This is a genomic window from Nocardioides segetis (assembly GCF_051390595.1).
Lineage (GTDB): Bacteria > Actinomycetota > Actinomycetes > Propionibacteriales > Nocardioidaceae > Nocardioides.
Genome location: NZ_JBNINR010000005.1, coordinates 348,929 through 369,454 on the forward strand (window position 1 = coordinate 348,929; position 20,526 = coordinate 369,454).

The window sequence follows — 20,526 nt, forward strand, 5'->3', positions numbered from 1 at the left end:
TGGGAGGGTGCGGATCACGAGGGTTCCCCTTCGGAGATGGTGGTGACGACCTGCGGTCGCAGGTCCTGGGTAGGAGGCTGCCAGGTCGCGGGGTCCGCCGCGACCTGGTTGCCGCTGCGGATGTCCTTGACCTCGCCGCGCCCCTCGGCGTCCGGGAACCAGACGTAGGGGATGCCGCGGCGCTCGGCGTGGCGGATCTGCTTGCCGAACTTCGCCGCGGTGGGCGCGACCTCGCACGGGATGTCGCGGGCCCGCAGGGCCGTCGCCACCGCATCGGCCTCGGCCCTGGTCTCCTCGGCGGCGACAGCGACGACCACGACGCTCGGCACCGAGCGGTCCGCGGTCAGCACGCCGCGCTGCACCAGCGGGACGAGCAGCCGGCTCAGCCCGAGCGAGATGCCGACGCCGGGGTACGTCGTGCGACCGTCGGAGGCCAGGGCGTCGTACCGGCCGCCGGAGCAGATCGAGCCGAGCGACTCGAAGCCGTCGAGACGGGTCTCGAAGACCGTGCCGGTGTAGTAGTCGAGGCCGCGGGCGATGGCGAGGTCCGCCTCGATCCGGACCTTGTCGGTGGCCAGGGGCGCGCAGGCGCGCACCAGCGTGGCGAGCTCCTCGAGTCCCTCGTCGAGCAGGTCGTGGGTCACGCCCAGTTCGCGGACGCGGGCGACGAACGAGTCGTCGGTGGCGCGGATCGTCGCGAGCGCGAGCGCCTGGTCGGCCTGCTCCTCGGTGATCCCAGCCTCCGCGAGCAGCAGCGCGCGGACCTGGGCGGGCTCGAGCTTGTCGAGCTTGTCGACCAGGCGCATGACCTCGTCGATGCCGTCCGCGTCGAGCCCCAGGCCGGCGTAGAAGCCCTGGATCAGCTTGCGGTTGTTGACCTGGAGCCGGAAGCCGGGGAGGCCTATCGAGTCAGGGCGGGCCAACCGGCCGAGGGCCTCGAGCATCACTCGGGCGATCTCGACGTCGTGGTGGAACGGCAGGGCGTCGCGCCCGACGATGTCGATGTCGGCCTGGGCGAACTCCCGGAAGCGACCCTCCTGGGGCCGCTCCCCCCGCCACACCTTCTGGATCTGGTAGCGGCGGAACGGGAACTCCAGCTTGCCGGCGTTCTCCAGCACGTAGCGGGCGAACGGCACGGTGAGGTCGAAGTGGAGGCCGATCCCCGCGTCCTTCCCGCTCGCCTCCTCCTGCAGCCGGCGCAGGACGTAGACCTCCTTGGAGGTGTCTCCCTTGCGCAGGAGCTGGTCGAGCGGCTCGACCGCGCGCGTCTCGACGTTGCCGAAGCCGTGCAGCTCGAAGGTGCGCGCGAGGGTCGCGATCACCTCCTGCTCCACGAAGCGCTGGGCAGGCAGGAACTCGGGGAATCCGCTGAGCGGAGTGGGCTTGGCCATGCGGGTCGTCACAGTCCTCGGGTGACTCGTCCGGCCGTGGTGCCGGTGCCGGAATCGATCAGGTCGAGCAGGAAGGGGTTGGTGGCGCGCTCCCGGCCGATCGAGGTCTGCTCGCCGTGACCGGGAAGGACGACGATGTCGTCGGCCAGGGGCAGCACCTTCGCGCGCAGCGAGCGGAGCATCGCGGCGTGGTCGCCGCCCGGCAGGTCGGTGCGGCCGATCGACCCCTGGAAGAGCAGGTCGCCGGAGAACATCACCTCGGAGATGTCGGGGCCCGCCGGGTCGTCCCAGGGCGTCCGGAAGGTCACCGAGCCCTTCGTGTGCCCGGGCGCGTGGTCCACGACGAAGGTCAGGCCCGCCAGCTCCAGTCGGGCGCCGTCGCCGAGCTCCGCGACGTCGTCGGGCTCGGTGAACTCGTAGTCGCCGCCGAGCAGCATGCCCGCCGACTCGCGCGAGATCCCGGCCATCGGGTCGGCCAGCAGGTGCCGGTCGCCGGGATGGATCCACGCCGTGGCGTCGTAGGCGCCCGCGACGGGGGTCACCGACCACATGTGGTCGATGTGGCCGTGGGTCAGCAGCACGGCCACCGGCTTCAGCCGGTGCTCGCGAACGACCTCGGCGACACCCCCGGCGGCGTCCTTGCCGGGGTCGATGACGACGCACTCGGCGCCCGGTGCCGTGGCCGCGACGTAGCAGTTGGTGCCCCACGGTCCGGCAGGGAAAGCGGCGATCAGCACCGGCCCAGCCTATCGAGGCCTCCGGCTTTGATTAGCATGGGCCATTGTGACTACCTCCGACTGGGGCCGCGTCGACGACGACGGCACCGTCTACGTGAAGACAGCCGACGGCGAGCGGGCGGTCGGGCAGATGCCCGACGCGACGCCCGAGGAGGCGCTGGCCTTCTACACCAAACGGTACGAGAACCTCGCGCTCGAGGTGGATCTGCTCCACCAACGGGTGCTGACCGGCGTGCTCTCGCCCGAGGAGGCGACGTCGTCGGTCAAGCTCGTGCGCGAGCAGCTCGTGGACGTGCATGCGGTCGGAGACCTCGCCGCGCTCGGGCGCAAGCTCGACGAGCTCGGTCCCGTGATCGCCACCCAGCGCGACGCGCGGCGGGCCGCGAAGGCCCAGCGGGTGGCCGACGCGCGGGCCGAGAAGGAGCGACTCGCCGGTGAGGCCGAGAAGATCGCCGGCGGCCGCGACTGGCGCAACGGCGCCAACCGGCTCCGCGAGCTGCTCGAGGAGTGGAAGAAGCTCCCCCGCATCGACAAGGCCGCCGACGACGAGCTGTGGCGGCGGTTCTCCTCCGCGCGCTCGGCGTACACGAAGGCGCGCAAGGCACACTTCGCCGAGCAGGACGAGAAGCGCGAGGGCGCGCGGGTCGTCAAGGAGCGCCTGGTCAAGGAGGCCGAGGCGCTCGCCGGCTCCACCGAGTGGGGGCCGACCTCGGGCCGCTACCGCGACCTGATGCGCGAGTGGAAGGCCGCCGGCCCCGCGCCCAAGGCCGTCGACGACGAGCTCTGGCGGCGCTTCCGCGGCGCGCAGGACACCTTCTTCGGCGCCCGTGACGCCGCCAATGCCGCCCTCGACTCGGAGTTCGCCGCGAACGCCGTCGTCAAGGAGGGCCTGCTCGTCGAGGCGGAGGCGATCCTGCCCGCCCTCGAGTCGTCCGGCGACCTCGCCGCCGCCAAGGCCGCCTTCCGCGTGGTCGCCGAGAAGTGGGACGAGGCCGGCAAGGTCCCCCGCGACCGGATCAAGGACCTCGAGGGCCGGATGCGCGCCGTCGAGCAGGTCATCCGCAAGGCCGAGGACGACCAGTGGCGTCGTACCGACCCCGAGAAGTCGGCCCGCGCCGACGACATGGTCTCCAAGCTCGAGGCCGCGATCGCCGAGGCCGAGGCCAAGCTCGAGGCCGCCCGCGCCCGCGGCGACGAGCGGAAGGTCCGCGAGCTCGAGGAGAACCTCGAGGGTCGCCGGTCGTTCCTCGAGATGGCCAAGAAGGCGTCCGCCGAGTTCGGCTGAGGAGCTGACTCCTGGTGCAGGAATCGCCGGTCGACCGGCGATTCCTGCACTTGTCGGCCGTTGCAACGCAGGTCAAGCGCAGGAAACACCCGCCAAGTCCTCCGATCAGCTCGCGCGCCGCGCCGCACGGGCAACGGAGTCGATCAGCGCGCGGACACGGGCAGCCAGTCGTGCGGGGTCCGCGAGGTCGGCCCACGTGATCCGCAGGCAGCGCCAGCCAGTCAGCTCGGCCACGCGGTTCTCCCTCAGCTTCTCGCGGACGACTGCATCCGCCGGCGACTCACCTGGCCGCAGGAACGTCTCGTACTTGACTCTGCCGTCGAACTCCAGCCAGACGCCGTACTCCGGAAGCGCGAAGTCGAGCTTGGCGACGAGCTCCGGACCGTCCCAGACCTCGAACTGAGGGATGGGCTTGGGGAGGCTCGACCGATACAGGAAGTACCAGGTCCGACTCTCCCCCACTGACTCGATTCGTGGGTCGGCCAGACGCAGGACGACAGGGGTCCCCAACGACTGCGGCCAGTGGGCCATCACCTCGTCGTAGCGCTCATGCAGCTCTTGCGGCGTCACCAGGCCCCGGTGGAGGAAGTCGTTCGCCACCACCAGCGCCGATTCCACCGACGCCACGGTGGCGCACTCGAGGACGGTGCGGGCCGGGGCGCTGACATGGAAGTCGTGGACGGCGACCACGTCACCATCCCGCAACTGCCCTCTGTGCTGCCGCACGCCGCGTTCCTTGCGACCGGTCAGGCCATCGCGGCGCGTGACGTGTACGTCTTCCAGCTGCTGTCCCCAGAGGGGTCCGTCGTGGAAGGGCACCGCCGAGGTGTGACTGAGGACCACCTCGGTGCGAGCCTGGCGCTCGACCGCCCGGGCTCGCACGGCGTACCGCTGCTCAGAGGACAGTTGCGCCCACTCGGCCGCTGCGACGTAGGCGCCGCGCCGCGGTCGGTCCAGTTCTCCGCGGCGCACGGCTGCGGCCAGCGACCGATCGGTGTGGCCGAGGCGCAGGAGGTCGGCTCGAAGATCGATCTGGAGAAGACGCGGGTCATCGGAGGGGATCTGCATGGGACGACGGTGCACAGCGGAGCCGACAGATCGGCCTCTGCAGCGCAGTAGCCTGTGGACAGGCCTGATCACCGGCTGCTTGACGGCCAGTTCTGTCACTTGTCGCGCGTTGCAACGCCCGTCCAGTGACGGAATCGCCGGTCGACCGGCGATTCCGTCAAGGCGCCCGACCCGCTACTGCGTCACCCGGTAGGCGTCGAACACGCCGGGGACCGACCGCACCGCGCTGAGCACCGTGTCGAGGTGCTTGGCGTCGGCCATCTCGAAGGTGAAGCGCGACTTCGCGACGCGGTCGCGCGAGGTGGTGAGGTTGGCGGACAGGATGTTCACGTGGGCGTCGGACAGCACCATGGTGATGTCCGACAGCAGCCGCGAGCGGTCCAGCGCCTCGACCTGGATGTTGACCAGGAAGGTCGACTGGCCGGTCGGCGCCCACTCGACGTCGACCAGCTTCTCGGGCTGGGCCAGCAGGCTGGCGGCGTTCGTGCAGTCCTTGCGGTGGACCGAGACGCCACCGCCCTTGGTGACGAAGCCGAGGATCGTGTCCGGGGGCACCGGCGTGCAGCACTTGGCGAGCTTGACCCACACGTCGGGCGAGCCGGTGACGATGACGCCGGCGTCGCTGCTCGTCGGGCGCCGGGGGCGGCGACCGCGGTCGGTGATCGTGACCGCCTCGGCGAGGTCCTCCTGGGCGCCCTCGTCGCCGCCGTGCAGCTCGATGACCCGCCGCACCACGGTCTGGGCGCCGAGGTTGCCCTCGCCGACCGCCGCGTAGAGCGCCGTGACGTCGCTGAGCCGGAACGCGCTCGCGACGAGCGTCAGCGAGTCGTGGGAGAGCAGCCGCTTGAGCGGCAGCCCCTCCTTGCGCATCAGCTTGGCGATCTCGTCCTTGCCGCGCTCGATCGCCTCCTCGCGCCGCTCCTTGGTGAACCACTGGCGAATCTTCGAGCGGGCGCGCGGCGACTTCACGAAGTTGAGCCAGTCGCGCGACGGGCCGGCGCCCTCGGCCTTCGAGGTGAAGACCTCGACGACGTCGCCGTTCTCGAGGGTGGACTCCAACGGCACGAGGCGGCCGTTGACCCGGGCCCCGATCGTGCGATGGCCGACTTCGGTGTGGACGGCGTACGCGAAGTCGACCGGGGTCGAGCCCGATGGCAGCGCGATCACGTCGCCGCGCGGGGTGAAGACGTAGGTCTCGGCCTGGTTGATCTCGAACCGGAGCGACTCGAGGAACTCTCCCGGGTCCTCGACCTCGCTCTGCCAGTCGAGGAGCTGGCGCACCCAGCTCATGTCGTCGAGGTCGCCCGGCCGGTCCGTGTCGTTGCCGGCCCGGCCGTCCTCCTTGTACTTCCAGTGCGCCGCGACGCCGTACTCCGCGCGGCGGTGCATCGCGAAGGTCCGGATCTGCATCTCCACCGGCTTGCCCTGCGGGCCGATGACGGTCGTGTGCAGCGACTGGTACATGTTGAACTTCGGCATCGCGACGTAGTCCTTGAACCGGCCCAGGACCGGGTTCCAGCGCGAGTGCAGGACGCCGAGGACGCCGTAGCAGTCGCGGTCCTCCTCCACCAGGATGCGGATGCCGACCAGGTCGTAGATGTCGGAGAAGTCGCGGCCGCCGACGATCATCTTCTGGTAGATCGAGTAGTAGTGCTTCGGCCGGCCGGTGACGGTGGCCTTGATCTTGGCCTCGCGCAGGTCCTTCTCGACCTGGGAGATGACCTCGGCGAGGAACGAGTCGCGCGACGGCGCCCGCTCCGCGACCAGGCGGACGATCTCGTCGTAGATCTTCGGGTGCAGGGTCGCGAAGGCGAGGTCCTCGAGCTCCCACTTGATGGTGTTCATGCCCAGCCGGTGGGCCAGCGGCGCGTAGATGTCGAGCGTCTCGCGGGCCTTGCGCTCCTGGGTGGACTGCTTGACGAAGCGCAGCGTGCGCATGTTGTGCAGCCGGTCGGCGAGCTTGATGACGAGCACCCGGATGTCGCGCGACATCGCGACGATCATCTTGCGGATGGTCTCGGCGTTGGCCGACTCGCCGTAGACGACCTTGTCGAGCTTGGTGACGCCGTCGACGAGCAGCGCGACCTCGTCGCCGAACTCGCGGCGACACTCCTCCAGCGTGTACGGCGTGTCCTCGACGGTGTCGTGCAGGAGCGCCGCGACCAGCGTCGGCTCCGTCATGCCGATCCCGGCGAGGATCGTGGTCACCGCGAGCGGGTGGGTGATGTAGGGGTCGCCGCTCTTGCGCTTCTGGTCGGCGTGGAGGCGCTCGGCGGTGACATAGGCACGCTCCAGCAGCTGGAGGTCGGCCTTGGGGTGGTTGGCCCGCACCGCGCGGAACAGCGGCTCCAGCACGGGGTTGGCGACCTGCGCGCGATTGCCCATCCGGGCCAGGCGGGCGCGCACGCCGCGACCGCCGCCGGGCTCGCTGGGGACCGGAGCGGGCACGGACGGGACCCGCGGCGCTACGCGTGGGGTCGTGCGCTCCTCGGTCATCTCCCCAGTCTAGTGGCGGGCGCTCGAGCGCCGTCGAGGAGCCGCCGGCAGCACCGGCCGCACCCCAGTACGTCGCCGGCGGCGCGTCAGACGGTCAGCAGCGAGCGGACGGGGACCTCCCCCAGCGCGCCACGGCCGGCGAGGAAGCCGAGCTCGAGCAGCACGGCGAACGCGGTCGGCGCGGCGCCGCAGCGACGGACCAGCTCGCAGGTCGCACCGGCCGTGCCGCCCGTGGCGAGCACGTCGTCGACCAGCAGCACCCGCTCCCCCGGCGCGACGGCGTCGCGGTGGAGCTCGAGCACCGCCTCGCCGTACTCGAGCGCGTAGTCGACCTGATGCGTGTCGTGGGGCAGCTTGCCGGCCTTGCGCACGGGCGCGAAGCCCACGCCGAGCGCCAGGGCCACGGGCGCGGCGAGGATGAATCCCCGCGCCTCCATGCCGACCACCTTGTCGACGACGACCTCGCCCCGCTCCCCGCGGCCCGCCTCGGCGAGCGCGGCGACCACCGCGCCGAAGCCGTCCGGGTCGGCCAGCAGCGGCGTGATGTCCTTGAAGACGACGCCCGGCTCCGGGAAGTCGGGGATGTCGCGGACCAGCCGGGTCAGGGCGTCGAGCGCGCGGTCACGAACCTCGTGATCGCCCACCGTGCTACTTCTTGCCGCGCTTGGACCGTGCCTGGCGCACCGGCTGCTTGCGACCCGAGCTGCCGCTGTCGCTCACCGGGCGGGCGTTGGCCGGGACCACGCGTCCCTTGCCCGCGGCGTCCGTGTTCGGAGTCGTACGACGCGCGGTCGGCGCCTCGTCGTCGTCGACCTCGATCTCGAACTCCTCGTCGAGCAGCTCGTCCGGGATCGCGTCGGGGTCCTCGCCCCGCCGGCCAGCGAGCGGAGCGTCGTCGGTGGCGACGGGCACCGATGCGTAGCGGTCGGCGAGCGCCCGCTGCTTGGCCTTGGCCCGCCGCGCCTGGATCTGCACCTCGGTCTCGCGCATCTTCAGGTGCACCAGGATCCGGGGGGCGAGCATCACCGAGGAGTAGACACCCACGGCCATGCCGACGAACTGCGCCAGCGCCAGGTCCTGCAGCGAGCTGGCGCCCAGCTGGACGGCCGTCACGTAGAGGATCGCCCCCAGCGGGATCAGGGCGACGATGGCGGTGTTGATCGAGCGCACCAGCGTCTGGTTGACCGCCAGGTTGGCGGCGTCGGCGTACGACTGCGTGTTCTTGCGCAGGGTCGTGGTGTTCTCCTTGACCTTGTCGAACACGACGACGGTGTCGTAGAGCGAGAACCCGAGGATCGCCAACAGGCCGGTCACCGCGGCGGGGGTCACCTGGAAGCCGGACAGGGCGTAGACCCCGACGGTGAGTGCGATGTCGTGGAAGAGGGCGAGCAGCGCCGCGACCGACATCCGCCACTCGCGGAAGTACGCCCAGATGAACAGCACGACGGCGACCAGGAAGATGCCGATGCCGATCAGCGCGCGCTTGGCGATCTCGGCGCCCCAGCTGGGGCCGATGTCCTGGATCGAGATGTCGCCGTCCTCGACGTCGGGGTACATCTCGTGCACCAGCGCGGTGATCTCCCCACGCTGCTTCTCGCTGAGGTTCTCGACCTGGACGGTCAGCGAGGAGTCGCCCTCCGTGGTGACCGTCGGGTTCTCGGCGTTCTCGATGCCGGAGTTGGCGACCCGCTCCACCATCTCGTCGGCGTTCTCCTGGGTGGCGTTGCCGGTGCCGACCGGGATCGACAGCGTCGTGCCGCCGGTGAACTCGACGCCCATGTTGAGCGGCTTGACGAAGAGCACACCGACCGCGAGCGCGACCAGGATCAGCGAGGCGCCGTACCACAGCCACGGACGGCCGATGAAGTCGATCGACTTGCGGCCCTGGTAGAGCTCGTTGCCGAGCCGGGACATCTTGCCCATCAGGCCTTACCTCCTGCGACGGCGGGACGGCGGTCGGGCGCGACGTCCATGCCGAGCGTCTCCTTGCTCAGGCCGGACAGCTTGTGCCCGGAGTTGAAGAGCCGGAACTGCGCCAGCCACGACACCATCGGCTTGGTGAACCAGAACAGCACCGCGAGGTCGATCAGCGTGGTGAGCCCCAGGGCGAAGCCGAAGCCCTTCACGGCACCGGTCGCGAAGACGTAGAGGATGAGCGCCGAGAGCAGCTGGACCGTGTTGGCCGCGACCCGGGTGACCCGCGCACGCGCCCAGCCGGTCTCGACCGCGACCCGCATCGACTTGCCCTCGCGCATCTCGTCTCGGATGCGCTCGAAGAAGATGATGAAGGAGTCGGCGGTGACACCGACCGCGATGATCAGGCCGGCGATGCCCGGCAGCGTCAGCGTGAAGCCGGCCGTCTTGCTGAGCAGCAGCACCAGCGCGTAGGTGATGATCGCGGCGACGAACAGCGAGCTCACCACCACGAGGCCGAGACCGCGGTAGTAGACGAGGCAGTAGAGCATCACCAGCGCGAGTCCGATCGCGCCCGCCGTCAGGCCGGCGGAGAGCTGGTTGCCGGCCAGCGACGGGCCGATCTCCTCGACCGAGGTCTGCTCGTCGTTGAACTTGATCGGCAGCGCACCGAACTTGAGGCTGTTGGCGAGGTCGAGCGCCTCCTGCTCGGTGAAGTCACCCTCGATCTGCGAGCGGCCGTCGGTGATGACGCTGTTGAGGACCGGGTAGGTCAGCACCTGGGAGTCGAGGACGACGGCGAACTGCTCCTCCGTGCCGGCGAACGCCCGCGTCACGGCCTCGAAGTCGGACGCGGCGCCCGCGGAGCCCTTCGGGTGGGCGCGGTCCTTGCTGTTGCCCATCTCGATGGCGACGACCCAGCCGACGCCGTTCTGCGGGGTCTGCGCGCTGGCGTCGTCGAGCTCGGTGCCCTCGACGACCGAACGGCTCAGCAGGAACTTCAGGACCCCGTTGTCCTTGTCGGGCGCGGAGCACGCGACGACCGGCTGGTCGGGGTCGTCGGGCAGGTCGGCCGGGTTGCCCTCGGCGTCGACCAGCACGCCCTTCGGGTCGCAGGTGTAGGTGTTGAACGCCGTGATCGCGTCCTGGTCGGGAGCGCGCGACCACGCGATGTCGTCCTCGACGGTCCACTTCTCGCCGTCGCCGGCCGGGTCGCCGGCGCCCGGCGTACCCGTGGGGGCGTCGCTCGGGGCGTCCGTGGGCGCGTCGGTCGGGGCGTCGGTGGCGCCGTCGGCAGGCGCGTCGGTGGCCGGGTCGGTGGCGCCGTCGGCGGGCGCGTCGGTCGGGTCGTCCTCGGCCAGCGAGAGCGGCGCCCGGCCGAGACCACCCATGCCGTCGGCCGCGGAGCCGGCAGCGCACGCGGCGGGCCGGATGTCGGAGCAGGCGACCAGGCGGAAGCGCAGCTGGGCCTGCCGCTTGACCGTCTCCTCGAGCTGGCCGCGGTTCTTGGTCTTGCCGGGGACCTCGACCACGATGTTGCGGCCGCCCTGGGTGGTGACCGCGGCCTCGGCGACGCCGGAGCCGTTGACCCGCTGGTCGATGATGCGGCGGGCCTCGTCGAGGTTCTCCTTGGACGGAGCCTCCTCGGCGGTCAGGGTGATCCGGGTGCCGCCCTGGAGGTCGAGGCCGAGCGCGGGGCGCCACGGCTTCTCCGGGTCCTCGACACCGGCCTGGGACAGCGCGGTGAGGCCGTAGAGGATGGCCAGGCCGAGGAAGAAGACGACGAGGCTGCGCCCCGGGCGCAGACGGCGGGCAGCCATGGCTCAGCGCTCCTCTTCGTCGTCGGGAAGCGCCTCGGAGCGCGCCTCCTCGGACTCGGGCTCGGCGTCGCGGCGCACCGAGGCGACCGCTCCGCGCACGACCCGGATGACGACACCCGGGGCGATCTCGAGCTCGATGTGCTCGTCGGTGGACCCGGTGATCGTCCCGAAGATGCCGGAGGTCAGCATCACGTCGTCACCGACCGAGAGCGCCGCCTGCAGCTCGGCAGCCTGCTTGCGCTGGCGCGAGGCGGGGCGGATGATCAGCAGCCAGAAAATGGCCGCGATCGCCACGATCGGCAGTAGGGACACAGCGTCTTTCACGGACCAACCTTCTCCACGGGGGCAAGGACGGACACCGAAGGACATGCGCGTCCCCGGGACCGACTGGGAAGTGTAGCCACGGAACCTTGCCCACCACTGATCGACGGTGAAATCAGTGCCCGCCGAGCCGCCCGCCGGGCCGCGGCTCAGTCCTCGAAGAGGGTCGGCCCGGTCTCGTCGTACGGCAGGGCCGGGGGGGTGAGACCGAGATGGGTCCACGCCGCGGGAGTGGCGATGCGACCGCGCGGGGTCCGGGCGAGGAACCCGTTGCGGACCAAGAAGGGCTCCGCGACCTCCTCGACCGTCTCGCGCTCCTCGCCGACCGCGACGGCGAGCGTCGAGACGCCCACCGGGCCCCCGCCGAAGCGCCGGCAGAGGGCGTCGAGGACGGCGCGGTCGAGACGGTCGAGTCCGAGCTCGTCGACCTCGTAGAGGTCGAGCGCGGCCTGCGCGACGGGCCGAGTGACGACGCCGTCGGCGCGGACCTGGGCGTAGTCGCGGACCCGGCGCAGCAGCCGGTTGGCGATGCGGGGCGTGCCCCGCGAGCGGCCGGCGATCTCGGCGGAGCCGTCGGGGGCGAGGTCGACGCCGAGCAGGTCGGCGGAGCGCCGCACGATGCGGTCGAGCTCGCCGGGCTCGTAGAACTCGAGGTGGGCGGTGAACCCGAACCGATCCCGCAGCGGGCCGGGCAGGAGCCCGGCCCGGGTGGTGGCGCCGACCAGGGTGAACGGCGGGAGCTCGAGCGGGATCGCGGTCGCGCCGGGCCCCTTGCCGATCACCACGTCGACCCGGAAGTCCTCCATGGCGAGGTAGAGCATCTCCTCGGCCGGACGCGACATCCGGTGGATCTCGTCGACGAAGAGCACCTCGCCCTCGTTGAGGCCGGACAGGATCGCCGCGAGGTCGCCGGCGTGGGTGATGGCCGGTCCGCTCGTGATCCGCAGCGGGGCGTTCATCTCGTGGGAGATGATCATCGCGAGCGTGGTCTTGCCGAGCCCGGGAGGCCCGGAGAGCAGGACGTGGTCCGGAGCCCTCCCCCGTTGCCGAGCCGCCTCGAGCACCAGGCCGAGCTGGTCACGGACCCGGGACTGGCCCACCACCTCGTCGAGGCTGCGCGGCCGGAGGGCGGCCTCGACCGCGCGCTCGTCGCCCTCGGCCTCGGCGGCCGTGAGCGAACGGAGGTGGCTGTCCTCCGCGGCCTCGAGGTCGTCCTCGTGGAAGGGCATGGGTGGTCTCCGTCGGTTCGGTGGGGTCAGGCCTTCGAGAGCGAGCGCAGGGCGGCCCGGAGCAGTGCGCGGACATCGGGCGCCGCGCCGGCCTCGCCGGCGACCGCGGCGACGGCCTTGTCGGCGTCCTTGGCGTTGTAGCCCAGGCCGACCAGGCCCTGGTGGACCTGGTCGCGCCAGGCCGCGGCTCCGGCGACGGTGCCGACCGAGGCGGTGCCCGCCGCGACGCCGATGCGGTCCTTGAGCTCGAGGATGATCCGCTGCGCGCCCTTCTGGCCGATGCCGGGCACCTTGGTGAGGGTGCGGACGTCGTCGGAGGCGATGGCGTTGCGTACGCCGTCGGGCGAGAGCACGGCGACGATCGCCTGGGCCAGCTTGGGACCGACCCCGGAGGCGGTCTGGACGAGCTCGAAGATCGCCTTCTCCTCCTCGTCCGCGAAGCCGTAGAGCGTGAGGGAGTCCTCGCGCACCACCATGCTGGTCGGCAGGGTCGCGGACGCGCCCGTGCGCAGCTGGGCCAGCGTGCCCGGCGTGCACATCAGCTCGAGGCCGACGCCGCCGACCTCCACGACGGCGCTGGTCAGGGTCAGGGCGGCGACGTTGCCGCGGACGAACGCGATCATCGGACTCCTCGCAGGTTGCGGGTCGGAGGGGACGCGGCGAGCGCGGCGTCGATGCGTGCCTGCGTCCCCCCGCGCCAGATGTGCGTGATGGCGAGCGCGAGCGCGTCGGCGGCGTCGGCCGGCTTGGGCATCGCGTCGAGCCGCAGGATCCGGGTGACCATCGTGCCGACCTGGTGCTTGTCGGCGCGGCCGTTGCCGGACACCGCGGCCTTCACCTCGCTCGGCGTGTGCAGGGCGACGGGCAGCCCGCGGCGCGCGGCGCACACCATGGCGATCCCGGCCGCCTGGGCCGTGCCCATGATCGTGCTGACGTCGGAGCGGGCGAAGATCCGCTCGATCGCGACGGCGTCGGGCCGGTGCTCGTCGAGCCGGGCCTCGATGCCCTTCTCGATGAACACCAGGCGCTCGGGCACCGACCAGGCCGACGGCGTACGGACCACGCCGACGTCGACCAGCGCCAGCGGGCGCCCGATCGAGCCCTCGACCACGCCGAGCCCGCAGCGGGTCAGCCCCGGGTCGATCCCGAGCACGCGCACGCCATCACCTTCCGTCCGAACAGGTGTTCGGAGACCAAGGTAGGCGCTTTCCGTGTCAAAGCCGGCGAGACACGCCCGGGAGCGGCGCTCACTCCTCGATCTGGTCCAGGACCTCGTCGGGGATGTCGGCGTTCGAGAAGACGTTCTGCACGTCGTCGAGGTCGTCGACGGCGTCGACGAGCTTGAACACCTTGCCGGCGGCGGCAGGGTCGGCGACCGGGATGTCCATCGTGGCGACGAACTGCACCTCGGCGGACTCGTAGTCGATCCCGGCGTCCTGCAGCGCCGTGCGCACCGCGACGACGTCCGTGGCCTCGGACTGCACCTCGAAGGCCTCGCCGAGGTCGTTGACCTCTTCGGCGCCCGCGTCGAGGGTCGCCTCGAGGATGTCGTCCTCGGAGACCTCCTTGCCCTCCTGCGCCTTGGCCACGACGACGACGCCCTTGCGGTGGAAGAGGCGCGACACCGAGCCCGGGTCGGCCATGGTGCCGCCGTTGCGGGTGACCGCCGTGCGGACCTCCATGGCGGCACGGTTGCGGTTGTCGGTGAGGCACTCGACGAGGAGCGCCACGCCCTGCGGGCCGTAGACCTCGTACATGATCGTCTCGTAGTCGACGCCGCCGCCCTCGAGACCGCCGCCGCGCTTGACCGCGGAGTCGATGTTCTTGTTGGGGACCGACTGCTTCTTGGCCTTCTGGATGGCGTCGAAGAGCGTCGGGTTGCCGGAGGGGTCGGGACCGCCCAGCTTCGCGGCGATCTCGATGTTCTTGATGAGCTTCGCGAAGAGCTTGCCGCGCTTCGCGTCGATCACGGCCTTCTTGTGCTTGGTGGTCGCCCACTTGGAGTGGCCAGACATGAGGACTCCTTACATCCCGACAACAGCGGGGAAGTCTACTGCTGCACCAGATCCAGGAAGATCCGGTGCACCCGTCCGTCGCCGTCGACCTCGGGATGGAAGGACGTCGCCATCAGGTGTCCCTGTCGTACGGCGACCGGATGGCCCTGCGCCTCGGCCAGCACCTCGACGCCCGGCCCGGTGCGCTCGACCCAGGGGGCGCGGATGAACACGGCGTGCACCGGCTCCGTCAGCCCGGCGAACGGCAGGTCCGCCTCGAACGAGTCGACCTGGCGTCCGAACGCGTTGCGGCGCACGGTGACGTCGAGCCCGCCGATCGTCTCCTGGTCGGCCGTCCCGCCCTCGATCCGGTCGGCGAGCAGGATCATCCCGGCGCACGTGCCGAAGGTCGGCATTCCCGCGCCGACCCGCGCCCGCAGCGGCTCCAACAGGTCGAAGGTCCGCGCCAGCTTGGCCATCGTGGTCGACTCGCCACCCGGCAGGACCAGCCCGTCGCAGCGGTCGAGCTCGGCCGGGCGGCGCACCGGGAACGCGTCGGCGCCGAGGGCGGTCAGGGTCTGCAGGTGTTCACGGACGTCGCCCTGGAGGGCGAAGACTCCGATGGCGGGCACGGACACCGATCCTAGGCGCGTCCCCGCACGGCCTAGTGCCCGGGATAGCTCTTCTTGTGGCCGCAGTAGGCGGACCAGTTGGGGCCGTTCGGCTGCGGCCCGGCCTGCAGGTGCGTGACGGTCGGACTGCCGATGTTGGCGCCGCCGATCAGCCGGCTCCAGATGAGGGCGTCGTAGTCCTTGTTCCCGCCGCCGCCGGAGATGATCTGGAACTGGAGCTCGACCTGGCTGGTCGTGGGCGTTCCCGAGCCGAACACGGAGGTGTTGGCCGGTGGGGAGATCAGGCTGCCGTTGTTCGCGACCTCGCGCAGCTCCACGTAGTACTCGTAGCTCGGCCCGAGGCCCGCGAAGCTCATCTTGGCGATGCCCCCGGTCCCGGTGTCCGTGCAGGTCGGGGTCTGGGGCGTCGACAGGGTCCTCGCCTGGGCCGTCGCGGCGGCCGCGTCGGTCCAGTAGGCCGAGGTGAACGCCCACGGGACGGTGCCGCTCGCGCCGAGGCCGACTCCCGCGGCCACCGCGGCGGCCAGTCCGACCGGCACCAGGCGCCGGCCACGATCGAAGCCGAGCAGCAGCGACGCTCCGACCAGCAGCGCGACGACCGCGAGGCCGAACGGGCTCGCGGCCGCGTTCAGCACGTAGCCGGCGTACGGCACGCCGAGGACGACCTGGTCGGCCTGCTCGACGCGGTAGGCCTGCGCGTCGGCGAGGTCGTTGGCGTCGCCGCGAAGGGTGAGGACCGCGACCTCGCCGTCGTGCGTGAGCGCCGCGATGCGGTGGGTGACCCGCCGATCCGCGTCGTCACGGACGCTCACGACGTCGCCCACCGCCAGGTCGGCGGCATCGACCTGCCGAGCGACACCGAGCGCCCCGGCGTCGTACGTCGGTGCCATCGAGCCGGAGGAGAAGACCAGCGGCGTCAGGTTGAACATCCAGCCGGCCAGCAGCGAGACCAGGCACAGCGCGCCCAGTCCGCCGCCCACCCACAGGAGCAGCTCACGAGCAGTGCTGGTCGCGCGTCTCATCACGGCTCCTGCTTGGCGGGGAAGGTGAACGTCACGGTGGCGGACAGGTTGGTCGCCAGCACCGGCGCGGCGGGAAGGGAGACCTCGATGCACAGGAGGTGGGACCCACCCAGAGGCAGGTTCGCACCGGCCGGCTGACTGAAGCCGTCGAGCGCGACCGGTGAGCCGCTCCCGAGCGCCGTACCTCCCGTGCAGGAGGTCCCGGACACGGTCCCTCCGCGGCGGACGACGATCCGCAGCGCGCCGTTCAGCGCCGGGGAGCCGCCCGCGGCCGCGGCCTGGACGCTGTACGACAGCGGCGCGTTCCCCTGGCTGTTGTTGGTCACCGTCATCATCGCGGCGCGGGTCTGGCCGGCCTGGAGAGCGGTCAGGTCGAGATCGCCCCAGTCGGAGATGGTCTCCGGCTTGACGCGGTGGTTGCCCTCGAGGTCGATGTGGAGGGCGCCGGTGGAGAGCCCGACGCCGGCCACCGAGCCGCCGTCGGTCCAGTACGCCGACGTCGCCACCGCGCCGGTGCCGAGCAGCAGGCCGGTGGAGAGCAGGGCCCGGGTACGACCGCGACCGAACCACCCCGGACGGGACCCGCGGTGCCGCGGTGCCTGTCTAGCCACGGGCACCCACCTCCTGACGACGGTGGCGCGCGGGGCGCACCAGCGCGAGGCCCACACCCACGAGTCCGGCGGCGAGCCAGATCAACCCGATCCCGACGGGCGAGCCCGTGTCGGGCAGCGCGCCGCCGGCCACGTCGCCTGCCTCGTCGCCGCCCTCGTCCTCCACGCCGGCGACCTCACCGTCCTCGGCCAGCGTCACGCGGACCTCGAAGTCGGCGATCTCGTGGAAGCGCGTCGTGGTCTCCGGGCGGAACGTGCCGCGAACGGTGACGCTGGTGTCGGCGCCGCGGGGCACCGCGAGGACGGTCGGCTGGACCTTCGTCGTGCCGGCGAGGATCTCGGTCCACGGCCCCTGGCCGACCCGCGCCTCCAGTTGGAGGTCGGGCGACGCGAGCAGGCCGACGGGGTCGGCGGCGAGCACCTCGACGGACAGCTCGCCGGCCGACGGGCCGTCGTTGCGGACCCGGAAGGACCGCTCCTCGACGTCGCCGGGCACCCAGCGGAATGCGGAGTCGTAGAGCGGGGCGGTGAGCTGCGGCAGCCACGTGACGCCGTCCGTGCTCAGCCCGATCTCGTCGTCCGCGTACGCCGGCGCGGCTGCGGCGCCGACAGCCAGCAGGGCTGCGGCGACCAGCGCGGCGAGACGGCGGATCATGGTCGGCCTTCCTTGGTACGTCGGATGGAGCGGATCGGGTGCCGGCGCCGGGTGCGGCGCCAGGTCAGCAGGAGCACAGCGGCGACGGCGAACGTCACCGGGACCGCCAGGACCGGGGTGTGTCCCCGGGTGGACCCCGTCGGGTCCGAGCCTGCTGCGCTGGGGAGGTCGAGGGCGGTGGCCGGTTCGGCGAGGGGTGTCTCCCCCGCCGCCTCGGCGGGCGGCTCCTCGACCATCTCGCGGCGCCCGCGCCGCCGGTCCCGGATCGCCCCGACGAACATGAAGGCCGCATAGCCGACCAGCCCGGTCGAGACGACCAGCACGGCGACCTGACGCTGCCTGCCCGTCAGTGCGTTGTTGAGATGTCCGAGATACGGCACCGAGTACCAGAGCCGGCCCTTGACCTGGACCTCGCGGACCGGTGCCGGGTCGGGCGTGTCGTTGGCGTCCCCCTGGGTGGTGAACGCCTTCTCCCCGTCGAGCCGGGAGCCGACGCCGACGACCCGATGGGTCACCACCGTCGACCTGCCCGACTCGCGCTGGTAGGTGATCACGTCACCGATCCGGATCCGGTCCACCGCCACCGGCTTGACCACCACCAGCGTGCCCGGCGGGTAGTCCGGCTCCATGGAGCCCGTCAGCACGGTGTACGGCGTGCCTCCGGCGATGCGCGGCACCAGGACCGCGGCGGCCAGCGCGACCGCGATCAGCAGGAGCACCAGCCAGATGACGACCTGGCCGGCCCAGCCGACGACGGAGCGCACCGGCACCGCGAGTCCTCGGATCAGTGGTTGTCGTTCTGCGTCAGCGACACCGTGATCGCGTCGAGTGTCCCCGCCTTGAGCTGGGTGTCGTTCGCGTTGACGGTCGTCTGCGTGCCGTAGGGGAAGTCGACGGTCACGGTCGCCACGAGGTACTTGCCGTCGTGGCTGGAGGTGATCGTGCCCGGGACGGCGACCGGGTTGGTCGTGCCGGCCGCGTCGTCCGCCACGACGTAGGACGCGTTGACCGGCGCCGACTCCGTGGTGGAGACCGACTCAAGCGTGCCGGTCAGCGGGAGGGCCGCGGGCGTGGTCAGGGTGGCCTCCAGGTGGGTGCCACTGGCCTCGATCTCGAAGCTGCACACCCGGGTCAGGCTGTCGCCCGGCACGAGGAGCTGGTTCGTGTAGGGCGCCTCCTTGACGGGGTCGCCCTCGTCGAGGACCCAGCCACCGCAGTTGTCGTTCTCCAGCGAGAGACTCCCGGTGCTGATCGACGTGCCGCCGATGCTGGCCGTGTCGCTCCAGTACGCCAGGGTGCCCGCACCACCCATGAGCAGGACCGCCGCGGTGCCAGCCGCGAGCGCGCCCTTCGTCGTCTTCTTCATCGGTACTCCAGTCCCCATGCCCTGTTGTCCCCAGGTCCGGTGCTCGTGGTCGCGACGCAGGGAGCGCGTCTCGATCCACAACGAAGGACAGCACAGCCGGGGACGGCGGGTGAGCCGAATAGGGACCAACGTCCCGAGATTTAACCGAGGCAGCGCACCGGGGGCGTCGGCGGCGCGAGCCGGGACGGCCTCACCCGTCCGAGGGCTCGAACCGGCCGTAGTCGGTCTCGTACGCGACCCCCGACGAGCGGTCCAGCTCGACATGGACCGTGCCGTCCTCGTCGGTGAGGACGACGACCGGCGAGCCCAGCACCGGCACCTGGGCCGGCAGCGTGCGCATGAAGGCGCGCACGACACGCTCCCCACCCTGGTCGTCGTAGGCCACCCGGATCGTGAACGCGGGCTTGTCGTAGAGCCAGCTGCCGCCGAACTCGCGCTCTGTGAGGACACCATGGTGGCGGGTGCCGTGGCGGCGCAGCCGCTCGATCGTCGCCTGGCGCGACCGGGCGTGCCGGAAGGCCGAGACGAGCCTGGCGGCGGCGAGGAGCGCCCAGGCGAGGGCCGCGCAGGCGAGCAGCGCGAGCAGCTCGCGCGGGAGCGAGGTGGAGGTGGCGATATTGCTCAGCTCGAACGCCGGCTCCGGCTCGTCGGCGTAGCTCGCGACCAGCCAGCCGAGCGCCGTGAGGGCGAAGGAGCCCGTCACGATGGTGGTCACCAGCAGTCCGGGCAGGCGGACCTGGCCGAAGGCCGCGCGGACCTGCTCGCCGAGCCCGAGCGTCGAGCTCAGGACGAGGTAGGCGAGGACCAGCCCGGGCAGGATCGCCCACGGTGAACCCAGCGACCCGGGGGCGAGCCCCAGGAAGGCCGCGCAGGGCACGCTGAAGGCCAGGGCCCACACCACCACGGTCGACAGCGTCCAGGTCCACAGCCGCCCCGTGAAGCGTCCCACCGGGCGACCGGGCAGGAGCTGGGTCATCCGTCCCGCCCGCCGATCCAGCGTCGACAGGACCGGGAACGTCTCGTCGACGGGTTCGGCCGCCGGGTTCGTGACGGGTCCTGGCATGGCTCCTCCTCGCGGAGGATTCTCGCAGGCGGGGCGGGCCGGCGCACCCCGCGTGTCGTGACGCACCCCATCCCGCGGTCAGCGCGCGACGGCGTCCGGCGTCCAGAGCTCCGACGCCGGGGCTCCGGCGAGCACCACCGTGGCGTCGGGCCCCGACGAGATCCGCACGTCGACCCGCTCCCCCGCCCGCAGCGCGGCGAAGCCGACGTCGCGTGGGGCGAACATCCGGGTGACGGCGGCCCGCTCGGCGCCTCCGGGCAGCGTGACGGTGAGCCGTACGTCGAAGCCGACCAGCAGGTCGTGCCAGGCCGCCTCCGACTCCACGACCCGCTCGACCGTGGCCCGCGCCGGTGTGCCGCGCTCGATCGCCGCGGCCTGTGCGGCACTCAGCAGCCCGGCGCGCTGCCGTTCCTCCCGCCACAGGCGCTCGGCCTCGGGGAGGTCGGCGGGGCTGACGATCGCCGAGCCGTCCGCTCGCCAGCGCACCGGCATCATCGTGCCGACCGGAAGGCCGACGTAGGAGGCGTGCTCGCCCGGCCCCATCCACTGCTTGTGCACCGCGCGGCGGAGCGTGCCGCGGGAGTCCAGGACGTCGAGGCCGACCTCGATCGACCTGGTGCTCTCGGTGTCGACCAGCCGGGACGACAGGTCGCGGAGGAACCCGACGCCGACGGGCGCGGCCGTGAAGTCGGCGGCGCGGGAGTGGCCGGCGCGGTACATCCGCGCCAGGCCCACGCCCATGACGGCCAGCAGTCCGACGACGACCACGGCCGCGAGCACGCCGACGACGACTCCCGCGCTCATCGTGCGCCGACCCCGGCCCATGTCGCGAGATCGGGATGCGCGGTGCTCACACCGCCAGTGAACGCGACGGAACGGCTCCGCGACCGGCGCGGAGATGGCCCGCGGGTGGCCGTGCCCT

At 71.8% G+C, this 20,526-nt stretch carries 21 protein-coding genes; 1 reads left to right on the top strand and 20 read right to left on the bottom strand.

All coding sequences use genetic code 11. From position 1 onward, the window contains the following. Positions 1 to 14 precede the first annotated feature (14 nt). Both hisS and ACPZVR_RS12340 read right to left on the bottom strand, forming a co-directional pair. Positions 15 to 1,391: a histidine--tRNA ligase gene (hisS, locus tag ACPZVR_RS12335; RefSeq protein WP_436699883.1), complete on the bottom strand. Its 1,377-nt coding sequence runs from the start codon at positions 1,389 to 1,391 to the stop codon at positions 15 to 17. An 8-nt stretch (positions 1,392 to 1,399) separates the two neighbouring features. Further along, the gene (locus tag ACPZVR_RS12340) at positions 1,400 to 2,128 is read right to left on the bottom strand and encodes an MBL fold metallo-hydrolase (protein ID WP_436699884.1); all 729 of its coding nucleotides are present in this window, start codon (positions 2,126 to 2,128) and stop codon (positions 1,400 to 1,402) included. 46 nt (positions 2,129 to 2,174) lie between these two features. Between ACPZVR_RS12340 and ACPZVR_RS12345 the strand changes: the two genes are divergently transcribed. Next, positions 2,175 to 3,413, top strand: coding sequence for a DUF349 domain-containing protein (locus ACPZVR_RS12345; protein ID WP_436699885.1), 1,239 nt, complete (start codon positions 2,175 to 2,177; stop codon positions 3,411 to 3,413). Positions 3,414 to 3,518: 105 nt separating this feature from the next. On the opposite strand, the gene ACPZVR_RS12350 is transcribed toward ACPZVR_RS12345, so the two are convergent. The 18 genes from ACPZVR_RS12350 to ACPZVR_RS12435 form a co-directional block, all read right to left on the bottom strand. Further along, positions 3,519 to 4,481 carry a hypothetical protein gene (locus ACPZVR_RS12350; protein WP_436699886.1) on the bottom strand — a complete coding sequence of 321 codons (963 nt, stop codon included), beginning with the start codon at positions 4,479 to 4,481 and terminating at the stop codon, positions 3,519 to 3,521. Between the two features lie 174 nt (positions 4,482 to 4,655). Further along, complete coding sequence (locus tag ACPZVR_RS12355; RefSeq protein WP_436699887.1) at positions 4,656 to 6,977, bottom strand: RelA/SpoT family protein; 2,322 nt, start codon at positions 6,975 to 6,977, stop codon at positions 4,656 to 4,658. 86 nt (positions 6,978 to 7,063) lie between these two features. Continuing rightward, entirely contained in the window at positions 7,064 to 7,621 is a 558-nt protein-coding gene (locus ACPZVR_RS12360) for an adenine phosphoribosyltransferase (protein ID WP_436699888.1), read from the bottom strand. Positions 7,622 to 7,625: 4 nt separating this feature from the next. Next, on the bottom strand, positions 7,626 to 8,900 hold the full coding sequence (gene secF, locus ACPZVR_RS12365; RefSeq protein ID WP_436699889.1) for a protein translocase subunit SecF: 1,275 nt from the start codon (positions 8,898 to 8,900) through the stop codon (positions 7,626 to 7,628). Next, positions 8,900 to 10,711, bottom strand: a complete 1,812-nt coding sequence (gene secD / locus ACPZVR_RS12370) for a protein translocase subunit SecD (RefSeq protein WP_436699890.1) — start codon at positions 10,709 to 10,711, stop codon at positions 8,900 to 8,902. Before secD ends, secF begins: the two co-directional genes overlap by 1 nt. 3 nt (positions 10,712 to 10,714) lie before the next feature. Next, positions 10,715 to 11,035, bottom strand: coding sequence for a preprotein translocase subunit YajC (gene yajC, locus ACPZVR_RS12375; protein WP_436699891.1), 321 nt, complete (start codon positions 11,033 to 11,035; stop codon positions 10,715 to 10,717). 146 nt (positions 11,036 to 11,181) lie between these two features. After that, positions 11,182 to 12,261, bottom strand: coding sequence for a Holliday junction branch migration DNA helicase RuvB (ruvB, locus tag ACPZVR_RS12380; protein ID WP_436699892.1), 1,080 nt, complete (start codon positions 12,259 to 12,261; stop codon positions 11,182 to 11,184). A 26-nt stretch (positions 12,262 to 12,287) separates the two neighbouring features. Beyond that, on the bottom strand, positions 12,288 to 12,884 hold the full coding sequence (gene ruvA / locus ACPZVR_RS12385; RefSeq protein WP_436699893.1) for a Holliday junction branch migration protein RuvA: 597 nt from the start codon (positions 12,882 to 12,884) through the stop codon (positions 12,288 to 12,290). After that, positions 12,881 to 13,420: a crossover junction endodeoxyribonuclease RuvC gene (gene ruvC, locus ACPZVR_RS12390; RefSeq protein ID WP_436699894.1), complete on the bottom strand. Its 540-nt coding sequence runs from the start codon at positions 13,418 to 13,420 to the stop codon at positions 12,881 to 12,883. Before ruvC ends, ruvA begins: the two co-directional genes overlap by 4 nt. Before the next feature lie 88 nt (positions 13,421 to 13,508). Further along, positions 13,509 to 14,276 (bottom strand): YebC/PmpR family DNA-binding transcriptional regulator, encoded by a 768-nt coding sequence (locus tag ACPZVR_RS12395; protein ID WP_436699895.1) that lies wholly within the window; start codon positions 14,274 to 14,276, stop codon positions 13,509 to 13,511. Positions 14,277 to 14,311: 35 nt separating this feature from the next. Next, positions 14,312 to 14,893, bottom strand: a complete 582-nt coding sequence (gene pdxT, locus ACPZVR_RS12400) for a pyridoxal 5'-phosphate synthase glutaminase subunit PdxT (RefSeq protein WP_436699896.1) — start codon at positions 14,891 to 14,893, stop codon at positions 14,312 to 14,314. A gap of 26 nt (positions 14,894 to 14,919) precedes the next feature. Further along, positions 14,920 to 15,909 (bottom strand): signal peptidase I, encoded by a 990-nt coding sequence (locus ACPZVR_RS12405; RefSeq protein WP_436699897.1) that lies wholly within the window; start codon positions 15,907 to 15,909, stop codon positions 14,920 to 14,922. Then, entirely contained in the window at positions 15,909 to 16,520 is a 612-nt protein-coding gene (locus ACPZVR_RS12410) for a hypothetical protein (protein ID WP_436699898.1), read from the bottom strand. Before ACPZVR_RS12410 ends, ACPZVR_RS12405 begins: the two co-directional genes overlap by 1 nt. After that, a complete protein-coding gene (locus tag ACPZVR_RS12415; RefSeq protein WP_436699899.1) occupies positions 16,513 to 17,175 on the bottom strand; it encodes a hypothetical protein in 663 nt (220 codons plus the stop codon). Before ACPZVR_RS12415 ends, ACPZVR_RS12410 begins: the two co-directional genes overlap by 8 nt. Beyond that, the gene (locus ACPZVR_RS12420) at positions 17,172 to 17,945 is read right to left on the bottom strand and encodes a signal peptidase I (protein WP_436699900.1); all 774 of its coding nucleotides are present in this window, start codon (positions 17,943 to 17,945) and stop codon (positions 17,172 to 17,174) included. Before ACPZVR_RS12420 ends, ACPZVR_RS12415 begins: the two co-directional genes overlap by 4 nt. A gap of 14 nt (positions 17,946 to 17,959) precedes the next feature. Then, positions 17,960 to 18,541, bottom strand: a complete 582-nt coding sequence (locus tag ACPZVR_RS12425) for an alternate-type signal peptide domain-containing protein (protein ID WP_436699901.1) — start codon at positions 18,539 to 18,541, stop codon at positions 17,960 to 17,962. 190 nt (positions 18,542 to 18,731) lie between these two features. Continuing rightward, positions 18,732 to 19,604, bottom strand: coding sequence for a hypothetical protein (locus ACPZVR_RS12430; RefSeq protein ID WP_436699902.1), 873 nt, complete (start codon positions 19,602 to 19,604; stop codon positions 18,732 to 18,734). A gap of 78 nt (positions 19,605 to 19,682) precedes the next feature. Further along, positions 19,683 to 20,408 (bottom strand): hypothetical protein, encoded by a 726-nt coding sequence (locus tag ACPZVR_RS12435; protein ID WP_436699903.1) that lies wholly within the window; start codon positions 20,406 to 20,408, stop codon positions 19,683 to 19,685. Positions 20,409 to 20,526: the final 118 nt, after the last annotated feature.

Bases quoted from the DNA above. Each gene is read 5' to 3' on its own strand.
- hisS (WP_436699883.1), bottom strand. From the start codon at position 1,391: ATGGCCAAGCCCACTCCGCTCAGCGGATTCCCCGAGTTCCTGCCTGCC.
- secD (WP_436699890.1), bottom strand. From the start codon at position 10,711: ATGGCTGCCCGCCGTCTGCGCCCGGGGCGCAGCCTCGTCGTCTTCTTC.
- ACPZVR_RS12395 (WP_436699895.1), bottom strand. From the start codon at position 14,276: ATGTCTGGCCACTCCAAGTGGGCGACCACCAAGCACAAGAAGGCCGTG.
- ACPZVR_RS12350 (WP_436699886.1), bottom strand. From the start codon at position 4,481: ATGCAGATCCCCTCCGATGACCCGCGTCTTCTCCAGATCGATCTTCGA.
- ACPZVR_RS12435 (WP_436699903.1), bottom strand. From the start codon at position 20,408: ATGAGCGCGGGAGTCGTCGTCGGCGTGCTCGCGGCCGTGGTCGTCGTC.
- ACPZVR_RS12355 (WP_436699887.1), bottom strand. From the start codon at position 6,977: ATGACCGAGGAGCGCACGACCCCACGCGTAGCGCCGCGGGTCCCGTCC.
- secF (WP_436699889.1), bottom strand. From the start codon at position 8,900: ATGGGCAAGATGTCCCGGCTCGGCAACGAGCTCTACCAGGGCCGCAAG.
- ACPZVR_RS12430 (WP_436699902.1), bottom strand. From the start codon at position 19,604: ATGCCAGGACCCGTCACGAACCCGGCGGCCGAACCCGTCGACGAGACG.
- ruvB (WP_436699892.1), bottom strand. From the start codon at position 12,261: ATGCCCTTCCACGAGGACGACCTCGAGGCCGCGGAGGACAGCCACCTC.
- ruvA (WP_436699893.1), bottom strand. From the start codon at position 12,884: ATGATCGCGTTCGTCCGCGGCAACGTCGCCGCCCTGACCCTGACCAGC.
- ACPZVR_RS12415 (WP_436699899.1), bottom strand. From the start codon at position 17,175: ATGATCCGCCGTCTCGCCGCGCTGGTCGCCGCAGCCCTGCTGGCTGTC.
- ACPZVR_RS12425 (WP_436699901.1), bottom strand. From the start codon at position 18,541: ATGAAGAAGACGACGAAGGGCGCGCTCGCGGCTGGCACCGCGGCGGTC.
- ACPZVR_RS12405 (WP_436699897.1), bottom strand. From the start codon at position 15,909: ATGAGACGCGCGACCAGCACTGCTCGTGAGCTGCTCCTGTGGGTGGGC.